Annotated in this window: 10 protein-coding genes; 5 read left to right on the plus strand and 5 right to left on the minus strand. The window is 66.1% G+C overall.

All coding sequences use genetic code 11. The features are described 5' to 3' along the window. Window positions 1–28 precede the first annotated feature (28 nt). Window positions 29–790: an SDR family oxidoreductase gene (locus tag R2770_02090; protein MEZ5279236.1), complete on the plus strand. Its 762-nt coding sequence runs from the start codon at window positions 29–31 to the stop codon at window positions 788–790. Window positions 791–795: 5 nt separating this feature from the next. Continuing rightward, window positions 796–1,584 carry an SDR family NAD(P)-dependent oxidoreductase gene (locus tag R2770_02095; protein ID MEZ5279237.1) on the plus strand — a complete coding sequence of 263 codons (789 nt, stop codon included), beginning with the start codon at window positions 796–798 and terminating at the stop codon, window positions 1,582–1,584. A 13-nt stretch (window positions 1,585–1,597) separates the two neighbouring features. On the opposite strand, the gene R2770_02100 is transcribed toward R2770_02095, so the two are convergent. From R2770_02100 to R2770_02110, 3 genes are all read right to left on the minus strand, one after another. Beyond that, window positions 1,598–2,638, minus strand: a complete 1,041-nt coding sequence (locus R2770_02100; protein ID MEZ5279238.1) for an LLM class flavin-dependent oxidoreductase — start codon at window positions 2,636–2,638, stop codon at window positions 1,598–1,600. Further along, the gene (locus R2770_02105) at window positions 2,635–4,452 is read right to left on the minus strand and encodes a hypothetical protein (protein ID MEZ5279239.1); all 1,818 of its coding nucleotides are present in this window, start codon (window positions 4,450–4,452) and stop codon (window positions 2,635–2,637) included. Before R2770_02105 ends, R2770_02100 begins: the two co-directional genes overlap by 4 nt. An 87-nt stretch (window positions 4,453–4,539) precedes the next feature. Further along, window positions 4,540–5,835: a tetratricopeptide repeat protein gene (locus R2770_02110; protein ID MEZ5279240.1), complete on the minus strand. Its 1,296-nt coding sequence runs from the start codon at window positions 5,833–5,835 to the stop codon at window positions 4,540–4,542. Between the two features lie 77 nt (window positions 5,836–5,912). Between R2770_02110 and R2770_02115 the strand changes: the two genes are divergently transcribed. Beyond that, entirely contained in the window at window positions 5,913–7,175 is a 1,263-nt protein-coding gene (locus R2770_02115) for a cytochrome P450 (GenBank protein MEZ5279241.1), read from the plus strand. Here R2770_02115 and R2770_02120 read toward each other — a convergent pair. Further along, a complete protein-coding gene (locus R2770_02120) occupies window positions 7,123–8,463 on the minus strand; it encodes an MFS transporter (protein ID MEZ5279242.1) in 1,341 nt (446 codons plus the stop codon). The genes R2770_02115 and R2770_02120 overlap by 53 nt on opposite strands. 58 nt (window positions 8,464–8,521) lie before the next feature. Continuing rightward, window positions 8,522–10,444, minus strand: a complete 1,923-nt coding sequence (locus tag R2770_02125; protein MEZ5279243.1) for an AMP-binding protein — start codon at window positions 10,442–10,444, stop codon at window positions 8,522–8,524. Between the two features lie 119 nt (window positions 10,445–10,563). Between R2770_02125 and R2770_02130 the strand changes: the two genes are divergently transcribed. Then, a complete protein-coding gene (locus R2770_02130; protein ID MEZ5279244.1) occupies window positions 10,564–11,958 on the plus strand; it encodes a sulfatase-like hydrolase/transferase in 1,395 nt (464 codons plus the stop codon). A gap of 96 nt (window positions 11,959–12,054) precedes the next feature. Beyond that, a complete protein-coding gene (locus R2770_02135) occupies window positions 12,055–13,089 on the plus strand; it encodes an LLM class flavin-dependent oxidoreductase (protein MEZ5279245.1) in 1,035 nt (344 codons plus the stop codon). The last annotated feature ends 25 nt before the right edge of the window (window positions 13,090–13,114 follow it).

Genomic DNA, 13,114 nt, shown 5'->3' on the forward strand with positions numbered 1-13,114 from the left:
TCGGGGGCACGATCTACAGTGGTGCGTCGTGGCAGAGCAAGCATCGAACGCGCAACGGGTGGCACTGGTTACTGGCGCCTCCAGCGGCATCGGCTCGGCAACCGCGGCGCGTCTGGCCGCCGACGGCTTCGTCGTGCACGCCGTCGCCAGGCGCGCCGAGCGCCTCGAGCGGTTGTCGGCGGCAACAGGCGCTGTGTCTCATGTGCTCGACGTCACCGACCTGGCGGCGCTGGCTTCGCTGGTCGAGTCGGTCGGTCCGCTGGACGTGCTGGTCAACAATGCCGGTTTGGGGAAGATGGACACGACCCTGGCCGACACGTCGATCGAAGACATCGTGAACGGAGTCGACACCAATATCGCGGCCGTGATGGTGGCCACCAAGGCTGCCCTGCCGGCCATGGTCGGGCGCCGCAGCGGTCACATCGTCAACATCGGCTCGATGGCGGGCCTGTACCCGCTGGGTGCGGCGACCTATGGCGCGTCGAAGGGTGCCGTTCATCGATTGTCTACCAACCTGCGGTTGGAGCTTCGCGGCAGCGGCGTTCGGGTCACCGAGATCTGCCCTGGCCGGGTCACCACCGAGTTCTACGACGTGGCCATCGCCGATGCCGGCCAGCGCGCCACTGTGCAGAACTCGGGCATCGACGAGGTGACGCCCGACGACGTCGCAGACGCCATCGCCTATGCGGTGGGCCTGCCCAGGCACGTCAACATCAATCGCATCGAGCTGCAGCCCACCGAGCAGACATATGGCGGCAGCCAGTTCGACCCCATCAAAGGCCAGGAGTAGCCACAGTGTCAGCCGATTTGTCGACCCAGTTCGAGGGCAAGGTCGTGGTGGTGACCGGGGCCGCGTCGGGAATGGGTGCAGCCAGCGCCAGAGAGTTTGCGTCGCGTGGTGCAACCCTGGTGTTGGTGGATCTGAACGACGCGGGGGCAGCCGAGGTGGCAGCGCAGTGCCGCCAGATGCAGCCGCGCGACGCCGCCGTGTACACCGAGATCGGCAGTGTCGCCGACTCGGCGTTCTGTTCGGGGTTGATCGACCGCACGGTCGGGTCGCTGGGAGCGGTCGACGTGCTGGTGAACGCGGCGGGCACCATTCACCGGGCCGACTCGCTCGGCACCTCCGACGACGACTGGCGAAGGGTCATGAGCGTCAACGTCGACGGCATGTTCTATTTGTGTCGGGCGGCGCTGGGTCCGATGGTTGCCGCGGGTGGCGGAGCCATCGTGAACTTCGGTTCGATCTGGGGAGGGGTCGGTTCGGCGGGTGCCACGGCCTACTGCGTATCGAAGGGTGCCGTCCACCAGCTGACGCGCGCGCTGGCACTGGATCACGTCACCCAGGGAGTGCGGGTGAACGCGGTGGCGCCGGGCGAGGTTCGCACCCCCATGTTGAGCTCGCAGCGGTCGGCCCCGCCCAGCGATGCCGATCTGCAGGCCTTGGCCGACGCAACCATTCCGATGAAGCGCCTGGCCGAACCCGAAGAGATCGCCAAGGTGGTTGTCTTCCTGGCCTCCGACGACGCCAGCTACATGACCGGCGAGATCGTTCACGTCGACGCCGGCTACACAGCCCGCTGAACGCCCTGGCTACCTACTCGGCGTTGACCATCGAGACGATGTCGAGCAGCCGCGCGATCTGATCCAGTCGCTCGGTCGACGTCTCGCCCGCAACACCGACGCGCAGGTTGTCGATGCCGACGTCGCGATACAGCCTCAGCCGGTCGGCGATGGATCGATCATCGCCGATGAGGTTGGTGCGCAGCCCGATCTCGATCGGCACCCTCTGGGCAGCGGCCTCGCGATCGCCCCGGCTCCACAGTGCTTGCACCTCGTCGACCGCTTCGCCGAAACCCTGCCGTCTGAAGGCGCGGTTGTAGAAGTTGGTGCTGGACGACCCCATGGCACCGATGGTGAATGCATAGCCGCCCGCATGTTTGCGGCCGGCGGCTTCTATGTCTTCGGTGAACTCGAGGCCCACCGCGACCGTCAGCTCGATGTCGTCGAGCCGTCGTCCGGCCGAGGCCGCGCCCTGCTCGATGGGCTCCAAGAACACATCGGCGGCCTCGGGTGTGAACGCGGTGCCGATCCAGCCGTCGGCCTTGGCGCCGGTCAGGCGCAGATTCGCCGGACCCATCGAGGCGATGTGAATGGGTATGTGTACACCGTCGCCGACCACCGGTGAGCGAATGGCGCGCCCCTGGCCGTCGGGTAGCGGCAGCGTGTAGATGTCGCCTTCGTAGGAAAGGCGTTGGCCAGACGCGATGGCGCGCACGATGTCGATCGTCTCGGCGGTTCGGGCCAAGGGTTTGTGAAACGGCACTCCGTGCCAGCCCTCCATCACCTGGGGGCCACTGGTGCCGATTCCCAGAACGAACCGCCCTTGCGACATCTTCTGTATCGCCAAAGCCGACATCGCCAGCATCGCCGGGGTTCGGGCGCCGAGCTGAACCACGCCTGCGGCCAACCGCAGACGCTCGGTGATGGCGGCAAGGTAACCCAGCGGCGTGAGAGCGTCGTACATCCACGCTTCGGGTGTCCACACCGAGTCGACACCCAGCCGCTCGGCGTCCCTGACATAGTCGAGGTCCGTTCGTTCGAGGCCCGATGGGCTGATGCCTACCCGCAGCGTCACGGCCTGCCCCCTGCCTGTCCGGTGGCCGCCGGGGGCTCGCTCAGGGGGTAGACGGGGGTGATGGCGGCTACGGGGGTGTTAGGCGGGTTGCCTCCGAGGCTGCCGGAGAAGGGCAGGTTCGAGAAGTTGAACACGCCGCCATCCGAGGCCACCTGGAGATAGCCGTTGCCGTAGGGTGTCATCCCGATCACCGGCTGGTCCAACGCTCCGAGCCCCAGCTCGGGAAAGCTTCCGCGGAACTCGGCGTTGAAGGCGAACACGCCACCGTCTGCCGCCACGATCCAATAGCCGTCGTTGTCTGGGTCTGGAACCAGACCCACAGCGGGTTGGTCGAGCTGGTCGATGCCGATTCCCGGGATCGAGTTGACGAACCTCGCATCGCCGAAGGCGAATATGCCACCGTCGCCGCCCAGCATGTAATAGCCCAGCCCCGTGGGCGTGGGAATTGCGTCGACGATGTCGGCTGCGAGGTCGATGCCGCTCAGATCGACCAAGGTTCCGGCGTTGCGGTGTTGGGCGTTGCCCACCAGCAGCACCCGCCCCTTGTTCGTAAAGCCCCAGAGCCCGTCGTCGTCTGGCGTGGGGGCGAAGCTGGTCAACCGTTCGTCGGTTTCGAGCGAGTCGAGGTCGAACGACGAGTGCAGGTGTGCGTCGCCGTGGCTGGTGACGGTGCCGTCGGACTGCAGTACCCAATAACCGCATCCGGTCGACGACGCTTCGATGTCGATGACGTCTAGCTGTTGACCCGCGGGTTCGCCGTGGTCGCTAGCTGATCCGAACGGGTAGACGTTTCCGTCTGTCTCGACCAGCCAGTAGCCAACCGGGCGCTCGGCATGGCATGCCTCCCATGGCTCGGGCGGGGCGATAGGCACGCAGTCGTCAAGTGAGGTAGAGCCGGTGTTGAAGGTGGTGGTGTTCTCAGGACAGGCGGTCTGGGTCTGCGATGCCGACGCGCTGACATACAAGCCGAGCGCGGCTTCGATGCACGAGGCTTCGCCATCGCCTGGCTGGAACCATCCGGGAACGCACGGTGTCTGTGATTGGGCTGCGGGCCCGGGCGCGTGGTGACCCGGCGCCGCAGCGATGCAGTTGGGCTGGCCCGGGTCGGGTTGGTAGTAACCGGAGGGGCAGTCCTCGAAGCTCGTCGACCTGGTGAACTCGACGAAGCTGCCCGCCGGCGCTGGATCGCATGGGCCGAAGCCGTCGCTCGAGTACGTGCCCTCCATGCAGGACGGGGCGTCCGCGAGGTCGGCCGAAACGTTGACCTTGAAGAACCCGCCCGAGGTCGTGAACCCGGGGTCTGCGGTGAACTGTGTGGCACCGGGTGCCAGGGCGGCGCTGCCTAAACCTATCGACGACGCCCCAGCATTGTTGGAGAAGCAGCCGTAACCGTTGGCCGACGACGACGGGATCTGAAGTCCGAGCACGTCTCCGGCCTGCACTTCGACCGTGGGTTCGACCTCAAACGATTGCAGGCCAGCGGCACCGCTGAGCGTTTCCTCCTGGCCCACGTAGACCACGTCGTACACGTTGGGATCGACTGTGGGGCGGACGATCACGACTTGCAGTGTGGGGGTGTCGCCGGGATCCGCGAACGTGCTCCAGCCGTGCAGGTACCACGTGCCGGACGGAACGACGTAGTTGCTGTTGCCCGTCTGCACGATGATCTGATTGTTCGAGCACGAGCCCGAGACGAACTGCTCAGCCTCGCCCATGGAGCTCTGAGTGGCAGCGGCGGCCGGGTCGAGCGGCCTCGTCACGATCATTGTCGACCATACGACTACAACAACTGCCGCCACCTTGAGCATGCGCATCTGCATTCCTCCGTTTCGACGGAGGGTACAGATGCGCTCCGCATCGGTCGCGGCAAGTCAGCGCCGCTGTGATGGCCGCGTCTACTGTCAGGCGGCCAGACCGGCGACCGGCCTGGAAGGCATGCGATCGGTGCTCGACTGGATGTAGTCGGTGGCGTCGGAGTGGCGTCCTGCCCGCACGTACGCGGCCAGCAAGGTGTTGACCGCCAGGTCGCGTTGGGCGCGGCTGCCGCCGATGCGCACCACCTCGTCGATGCGCGGTTCGAGCAGGTCTATCACCTGTGCCCACCGGCTCTGGGCAAAGGCGGCGAACGCCTGGGTCAGCACCAGACCCATGTCGCCGTCCGGCAGCCGGCCGGCATCGACCAGGCCTCGCAGTGTGTCGATGTAGGTCGCCAAGGCGTCGGTTCGTCCGGTGGCGATGTAGGGCAGCCCGGCGTGGGCGTCGAGGAACACGCCTGGCTTGGCGAAGGTGGCCTCGTAGAAGCCCATCAGCTTCTCCCACGCTGCGGGGTCGGTCTCGATGCCGGCCAGCTCGCAGCGCCACAAGAACGACGCCCCGTCTGTCATGACGTTCAGCGGGGGCGCAGGTGAGCGGCCCGGGGCACAGTGCAGCTCGTAGGTGGCGAGTGCCTCGGCGGCCTGCCCCGTGCCCATCAGCAGCAGCGCATAGTGCCACCAGGTGTGGCAGTACATCGTTGCGTCGTGGTCGAGGTCTGGCAGCCAGTTGCCGAGGAAGTCGAGGGCCTCTTCATTGCGACCACCCTCGTACAGAGCGTGTGCCAACACGTGGGCCGAGTGGGCCGACCTTGGCTTGACCTCGAGGGCCTCCATGACCATGTCGCGGCCCTTCTCCCATTGTCCCGTCTCGACATGGGCAAACGCGTGGAACGAGCGGAACCACCAGTCGTCGCCGTACATCGGTGCCAGGCGGTCGAGGTATTCGAGCTGTTCTGGTTCGCGGCCCCGTCGGCCGCTGAAGCCGATGAGGCCGAAGACGCTGCTGGCGGGAGCCAGGACGAATGCGTCGGTGGGCCAGGTTTCGAGATGGCGCCCGATGGCGCCAAAGCCATCGACGGCCTGGCCCCGTGTCAACAACCCCTGAACGGCAATGTGCGATCGCTCTCGCTCGGTGGCGTCGGGGGCCAGGGCCTCGGCGGCTTCAATCGCCGCCAGCGCTTCACCAGGTCGTGCGTTGGTCTGGTGGATGCGGGCTATGGCTGCATGGGGCAGCGCAAAGGCCGGGTCGGCCTCGGTCGCCGACACGAGGGCATCGAGGCTGCCTCCCACGCCTGCCAACTGGCGGTCGATCCCGTCGACGTAGAGGTCGCGGGCTGCCGGTGACGAGGTCGAGATTTCGAGTCCGTAGGCGTCGAGTTGCATGGGGCCAGTCTCGCGCACGGTCGCTCTTGCCACCTTCCGGCTTGGCACCGCCTGGTGCTCGAGGGCAGGATCGCTCCATGAGCGGTATCGAACCAGATCGACTCGGTGAGCGGACGACATCCAGGGATCCGCTGTTCAGAGACAACCCCCACCTGGTGTACGACGAGCTGCGCTCTGCGGGCTGCCCGGTGCATGACCCCACCTATGGCCGCTTCATCGTGACCAGCCACCAGACAGCGCGCACGGTGATCCGGCACAAGGACTTCGGCGTCGATGCCCGCCGCGCGTCGGGCGATTCGTACATGCGAAAGGTCGCGGGCACAGGGGTGCTGGAGGGGAAGGGAAACAACTCCTACGAGCCACCCCTGGTGCTGCTGGACGATCCGGCGCACCGTCGCATTCGCCTGCTGGTGTCGAAGGCCTTCAACGCCAGACGTATCGAAGACGAGGGACCACGAATCGAGCGCATAACCGAGCGTTTGCTCAGGCGACTCGACGGCTTCGACCCGGTAGATCGCGTCGATCTGGTATCGGAGTTCGTCAGCTTGTTGCCTGCACAGGTCATCGCCGAGATACTCGGTCTCGAAGGCGGCGATGTGGGGACGCTTCGAACCTGGTCCGAGGACATCTTGTGGGGCTATGACCCGCACCGTGACATCACTCGCCAAGAACGGCTTCGCACCGCCTACGAAGGTCTGGTGTCGCTGATCAAGGGCACCGTGCAGCTCCGCAGATCAAAGCCGGCCGATGATCTGATCTCGGAGATGGTGAGGGCCAGTCAGAACGACGATCGGCTCGACGATCTGGAGATCATCAGCCTTTGTGTCCAGCTGATGGTGGCGGGAAACGTGACCACCAGCGATCTCATGGGCAACGGCCTCTATTGGCTGGCTGGCCATCCCGACCAGCGTTCCCGGCTTGCGGCTGACCCATCATTGATGCCCGGCGCCGTCGAGGAGATGCTGCGCTACGACTGCCCCATAACCGAGACTGCGCGCATCGCCCAATGCGACCTCGACCTCGACGGTGTTGCCTTGCAAGCGGGCGACACCATCACCGTGTCGCTGGCGGCAGCCAACCACGACCCTGCCGTATTCGAGGATCCGCACCGCTTCGACATCGAACGCGACGCCAGTGGCCATCTCGGCTTCGGGTCGGGGGTGCACGTGTGCCTCGGCGCTCCGTTGGCCCGCCTCGAGGCATCCATTGGCTTGGGTCGATTCCTGGCTCGGTATCCCGACTACGAAATCGTCGAAGACGGCCTGAGGAGACGCGCGCTGCCGTTCTTCAGGGGTTTCGAGTTGTTGCCGGTGATGTTGGGACGACGCTCGGGCGGCTAATTCGCCTGTCGGCCATGGCGGCCAACAGCCCGGCACCAGGGGCGGCGCAAGAAACCCACAAAGCGACCTGATAAGAACCGGCGATCGACTCGATCAGGGCGAACAGCGCCGGACCGATGGCGCTGCCTATGACCATGGCGCTCATCTGCAGCCCCGAGATGGCGCCCAGATGCCTGCGGCCGAACAATCGAGGTACCGCGGCCGACGTCAGCGGCGAGAACAGGCCCTGAGCGACACCCCAGCCCGCAACCGCCACCAGCGCCGGGCCAGGCTCGTCGATGTGGCTGACCGACAGATACATGACCAGCTGCGCCACACACGCGGCGATGGCGATGTTGACCGGTCGAATCGTGTCGGCCAGCCACCCGCCCAGCAGAGACACCGGCACGCTGACCAGCGCAATCGGAACGAAGATGCGGACGACCTCGGTGTCGGTGAGCCCGATCTCGGCGCCGAAGTCGACGATGTGGAACGTCAGGGCCGTGCCCGTCGAGCTGAGGGCGGCGACCGGAAGTGTTATGGCCCAGAAACTCAGCGACCTGGCCGCCTCGGCCCGTGTGGCGTCCTGGTCGGTGCCGATAGGGGCGGCGGGTGACGCCGAGTGCGATTCCTGTGCGATGCCGCCGTCGATCTGCAGCCCGGCGGCCTCGGGGCTCTCTCTGTAGAAAACGACGATGACGGCGCCCACACCGAAGACCAGCACCAACGCCATCAGGCGCCAAGCCCAACGAAATCCGTCGACCTGAATCAGCGCCAGCAGCACTGCGGGGCTCGAAGCCAGTGCAAAGCCCATGCCGGCGCTCGAAACCGAGCTGACGACACCCCGGCGACGCTCGAACCACTGGGAGACCATGGTGCGGCTGGCCAGCGTCAGCAGGCCCTGGCCGCTGAACCGCAAGAATCCGAAGCCGACGCTCATCACCAGCATGCCGACCGGGAGGTTCATCGGGCCGATGAAGCTGAGGGCCACGATGGTGGTCGCCAGCGACAGGGTTGCCGTGAAAGCGACCACCCGGGCGCCATAGCGGTCGACAGCCCTGCCGCCGCGCGGCAGGAGGAAACCGCTCGACGCTGTTCCCACCAGGTACGCGATCGACAGCTGCAGGCGGCTGAGCCCGGTGGCGTCGCTGATGTGGTCTGTGAAGACGCTGACGCCGGCCGTTTGGCCTGGCGCCGAGGCTATGGCGCCGATCGTTCCGGCCGCCAAGATCACCCAGCCGTAGTAGAAGCCGGTACGCGCCGGGTCGAACGGCCATTTGGAAGCCTTGGCCCTGGCGCTGGAAAACACCGGCCGACTGTACCCGGTGCGATCTACCCGCCCGGGCGTGTGCGCCCGGTGCGTCTGGCTACAGCTCGCTGCCAGCCGGGTCGTGCTCGATGGCAGGCGCGCCCTTGTGTGACGGCATGGTCACGACATCGGGGTCGGGGGTCTCGGCGTACAAGCGGGCAACCTCGGCCGAGCGAGCGTCTTGAACCGCGCGTTGATTGATGTACCCCTTGTCGGTGATCTCGTAGGCGCCCGGGTCGGGGGGCTCTTCCAACAGCAGAAATCGGGCGACTCTGGTAGACGACGCGGGGTTGGCGTGGTTGTGCGCCGCCAGCCCAGAGGCAATGGCTTCTCGAACCGCGCTGGACCGGGCCGGGTGCACACCATCGGCCAGCGCCTTGCACTGCTCGAGGTTGGGCCATATCAGCAAGGTGACATCGGATTGGTTCAATCCACACACCACTGCGTCCCTGACGAACGGCGAAGCGGCAGCGACGACCTGCGAGCGAAGCGCACCGGCCTGAACCCAGGTGCCCGACAGCAGCTTGAAATCCTCCGACACACGCCCGGCGAAGCACAACCCTCTGACCGGGTCCGCCGGATCGGCGAAGCGCACGGCGTCGCCCATTCGGAAGTAGCCCTCCTCGTCGAACGCGGCTTCGGTGATGGCGGGTTCGCCCAGATATCCCGGGGTGATGCCCCGGCCGCGAGCGCGAATCTCCCAGCGGTTGTCGCCCACCGGAAGCAGCTTGATGTCAGCACCAGGGGCGGGCAAGCCGATCACGTCGTGGTCTTCCGTGGGCCACCAGCGCAGAATTCCAGCCGACACCTCCGTAGACAGCAGGCTGGTGTTCAACATGATGGGTTCGCCGGTGTTGGCCACCGCCAGCTTCTGGATTCGTGCTGCGAGGGCGTCTGGCATGGCAGCGGACCCGAAGTTGAACTGGGTGGTGTTGGCGAAGAACGACGCAGCCAGGTCGTCGTCGGCCTCGAGCGCGTCGACCACCATCGACCACCCCAACGGCGACCCGCTGTAGTTGGTGGGTTTCACCTCGGCCAGGTTGTGGATGGTCGGCTCGAACTGCCCTGGCACAGGCCTGCCCGTGTCGAGGTACACCGAACCGGCGTCGAACACGACCGTGTTGAGCCGCATCACGCCGGCCCCGACATGGCTCCATGGCATCCAGTCGAGCACACGTGTGTCGACCGTCTCGTCGAAGGGTTCGCTGAACGCATTGCCGGCAGCGAGGAACGCAGCGTGCATTCCGTGGTTGTGGATGACCCCCTTGGGCATGCCGGTCGAGCCAGAGGTGAACATGTAGCGGGTGACCGTGTCGTGGTCTATCGCATCGATGGATCGGTCGACGGCCTCGGTTGCCTCGGTCGCCAGCAGTTGTGAGAACTCGACCGAGCCGTCCGCCCCGTCGCCGGTGACGAACGTGGCAGCGGCGATCGTCGCAGCCAGGGGAGTGTCGGCCTCGATGGTGTCGAGTGCGGCTTGATGCACCGACAGGTCTTCGGCAAAGACAAAGCTGGGCGACACTCGGTCGAGTACCCAGCGCAACTTCGGGAAGGCACCCCGCACCGTCGAATAAGGAACGCTGACAGGGCAGTAGGGCACCCGTGCCATCTGTGCACCCCACGCCATCAGGAAGTGCATTCGCGAGCTGGGCGACAAGATCACCAGGGGGTGATCGACACCGGCACCGCGGTCCAAGAGCCACTGGGCCACGCTGCGACAGCGCTCGAGGGCCTGCCCGTAAGTCAGGTGCTGCCACTGGCCGTCGGCGTCGACCTCGGCCACCAAGGTGCGGTCGGGGAACCGTGTGGCGCGGTCGACGAACACGTGCACCATCGACCGTGGCAGCGGCATCGTCGGATATGGGCAGGTCATGATCAGTTCGCCGGTGGGCCGTTCCTCTATCTCCACCGCTGCGACTCGAGGACTCGGACTCCACGAACTCGGCTCGCCGGATGGATCGGTCGCTTCGTGGTTGGCCATGGCGCGGAGGTTAACGATCGACGATGCCGCGGCCCAACTCGGTATGTACAGCGGCGGCCGAGCGCCGGGCGTTGCTGCTGCGCTAGGTTCGCTCCGGACCTGAGACGCAAGGGGGCTCGATGGACCAGAACACTCAGGCACAATCGGCGGCCGATCGGCCCAACGTGGTGTTCATCCTCGCCGACGATCTCGGCAGTCGCGACTTGGGCTGCTATGGCTCCGACGAGGTGCGGTCGCCGGTGATCGACCAGATGGCTGCCGACGGCATTCGGTTCACCCACGCCTACGCGGCATCGCCGTGGTGCTCGCCGACCCGCATCGCCCTTTACACCGGTCGCAGCCCTGGCAGGCTCGAGGGCGGGCTCGAGGAGCCGCTCCGCACCCGAAGCGAAGAGATGGGGCTTCCGCCCGAGCACCCGACCATCGCCTCGCTGCTGGTCCAGCAGGGGTATTCGACCGCGATGTTCGGCAAGTGGCACTGCGGCTGGGCACCGTGGTTCGGCCCCAACAAGAGCGGTTTTCAGACGTTCTTCGGAAATCTCGACGGTGCCGTCGACTACCACGGCCACTTCGGCACGCTGGGCGAGCCCGACATGTGGGAGAACGAAGAACCGGTCGAGGTCGAGGGCTACTACACAGACCTCATCTCGCAGCGCACCGCCGACTACATACGCGCCAACGCCTCGGGGCCGTTCTATGTGCAGGTCAACTACACGGCTCCTCACTGGCCGTGGGAGGGGCGCGACGACGCCGACATCAGCGCCGAGATTCTCCGCGAGTACAGGGACGGCGAAGTACCTGTGCCGATTCTGCACCTGGCCGGCGGTTCGATAGCGAAGTACGTCGAGATGATCCAGCTGATGGACGAGGGGATAGGCCAGATCCTCGACGCCATCGACGAGGCCGGGGTGCGCGACAACACCCTTGTGATCTTTGCGTCTGACAACGGTGGCGAGCGGTGGTCGAACAACTGGCCCTACGTCGGCGAAAAGGGCGACGTCACCGAGGGTGGTATCAGGGTGCCCTTGGTTGCCCGCTGGCCCGCGGTCATCGAGCCGGGCCAAACCAGCGAAGCGCCCAACATCACCATGGACTGGACGGCCACCATTCTGGAGGCCGCGGGCGCCGAGCCGCACGCCGACTATCCGCTTGACGGTGTGAGCCTGCTCGACTGGCTCAGCGGCGAGGTCCCATACCCACAGCACGACCTGTTCTGGCGTATCGCCAGCCAGGGGGCCATGCGCCGGGGCCGGTTCAAGTACGTGCGCGACCTTCGGCCGAGGCCGGTGTTAGGGGCCTGGCCCAGGTACCCAGGCGAGTACCACCTGCTATATGACGTGACGGTCGACGGGCGCGAGGCAGCCCAGATAGCCAGGCATCATCCCGACATCGTCGCCGAGATGAGCCAGGCGTGGGATGTGTACGACGCCGACCTGTTGACGTATCCGCCCAACCACCCCAACCTCCCTCGACACGCGTCTGCCGGAAAGCCGGCCGTCAGCCAACCCGACTGACCGGGGCGCCCGCCTCGGGCCGCTGCGGTGATCAACGAGTGCGCTCGGACGGTGTCCAGCGCCTACGCTGCGGGCGTCCACGACAGGGGAGGGGTCATGCGGATTTCGGTCTCGATAGGCAGCGCGTACTACGACGGTGAGAACTGGCAGGACGTTGTCGAGTATGTGAAGGCCGCCGACCGTCTGGGCGTCGACAGCGCCTGGTCGGCCGAAGCATGGGGGATGGAGGCGGTCACGCCGCTGGCCTACATGGCCGGCATCACCGAACAGATCAAGCTCGGCAGCGGCATCATGCAGATCAACGCCCGCACACCGGGCACTGCTGTGCTCACGGCTCTGTCGATGGCCCAGATCTCAGGCGACCGTTTCATACTGGGACTCGGCGTCAGCGGCCCCCAGGTTGTCGAGGGTTGGCACGGCGTGGGTTTCGCAAAGCCGCTCGGGCGCTTGCGCGAGTACATCGAGATCGTGCGCATGGGGCTCAGGGGCGAACGGCTGGTCTATGAGGGTGAGCACTATGTGTTGCCCCGACCGGGTGGCGAGGGCAAGGCCCTCAAGTCGTCGATCCCGCCTCGCCCCGACCTGCCCATCTATCTGGCGACTTTGGGCCCCAAGGCGCTGGAGCTGACGGGCCAGTTGGCCGACGGCTGGCTGGGTACCTCGTTCATTCCCGAGGCCGCCGACACCATGATCGGCAAGATCGCCGCAGGCGCCGAGGCCGCTGGTCGCTCCATCGACGACATCGACATCCAGGTCAACGCCACCATCGAGGTTTCCGACGACGTCGACTCGCTGATCGCCAAACACAAGCCGGGCATGGCATTCACATTGGGAGGCATGGGATCGGCCAGCACGAACTTCTACAACGCGGCGATCTCGCGAGCCGGGTATTCGGACATCGCCGCCGAGGTGCAGCGCCTGTGGGTAGAGGGTGACAAGGCGGCGGCAACCGCAGCAGTCCCAGACGAGTTGGTGTTGGCAGCAAACATCATCGGCACGCCAGACATGGTCCGCAGCCGCATTGGTGTGTACCGAGACGCAGGCGTCAAGTGCCTGCGGGTTCGGCCCGTTGGCAAGACCCCTGCCCAGCAGATCGAACACCTCGAGATGGTCATGGACCTGGTCGACTGATCCCCGCCGTGGGTGGGTGCCAGGC

Source organism: Acidimicrobiales bacterium (assembly GCA_041394185.1).
Taxonomy (GTDB): domain Bacteria; phylum Actinomycetota; class Acidimicrobiia; order Acidimicrobiales; family Poriferisodalaceae; genus JAAETH01.

Bases quoted from the DNA above. Each gene is read 5' to 3' on its own strand.
- R2770_02105 (MEZ5279239.1), bottom strand. From the start codon at position 4,452: ATGCGCATGCTCAAGGTGGCGGCAGTTGTTGTAGTCGTATGGTCGACA.
- R2770_02110 (MEZ5279240.1), bottom strand. From the start codon at position 5,835: ATGCAACTCGACGCCTACGGACTCGAAATCTCGACCTCGTCACCGGCA.
- R2770_02115 (MEZ5279241.1), top strand. From the start codon at position 5,913: ATGAGCGGTATCGAACCAGATCGACTCGGTGAGCGGACGACATCCAGG.
- R2770_02125 (MEZ5279243.1), bottom strand. From the start codon at position 10,444: ATGGCCAACCACGAAGCGACCGATCCATCCGGCGAGCCGAGTTCGTGG.
- R2770_02130 (MEZ5279244.1), top strand. From the start codon at position 10,564: ATGGACCAGAACACTCAGGCACAATCGGCGGCCGATCGGCCCAACGTG.
- R2770_02135 (MEZ5279245.1), top strand. From the start codon at position 12,055: ATGCGGATTTCGGTCTCGATAGGCAGCGCGTACTACGACGGTGAGAAC.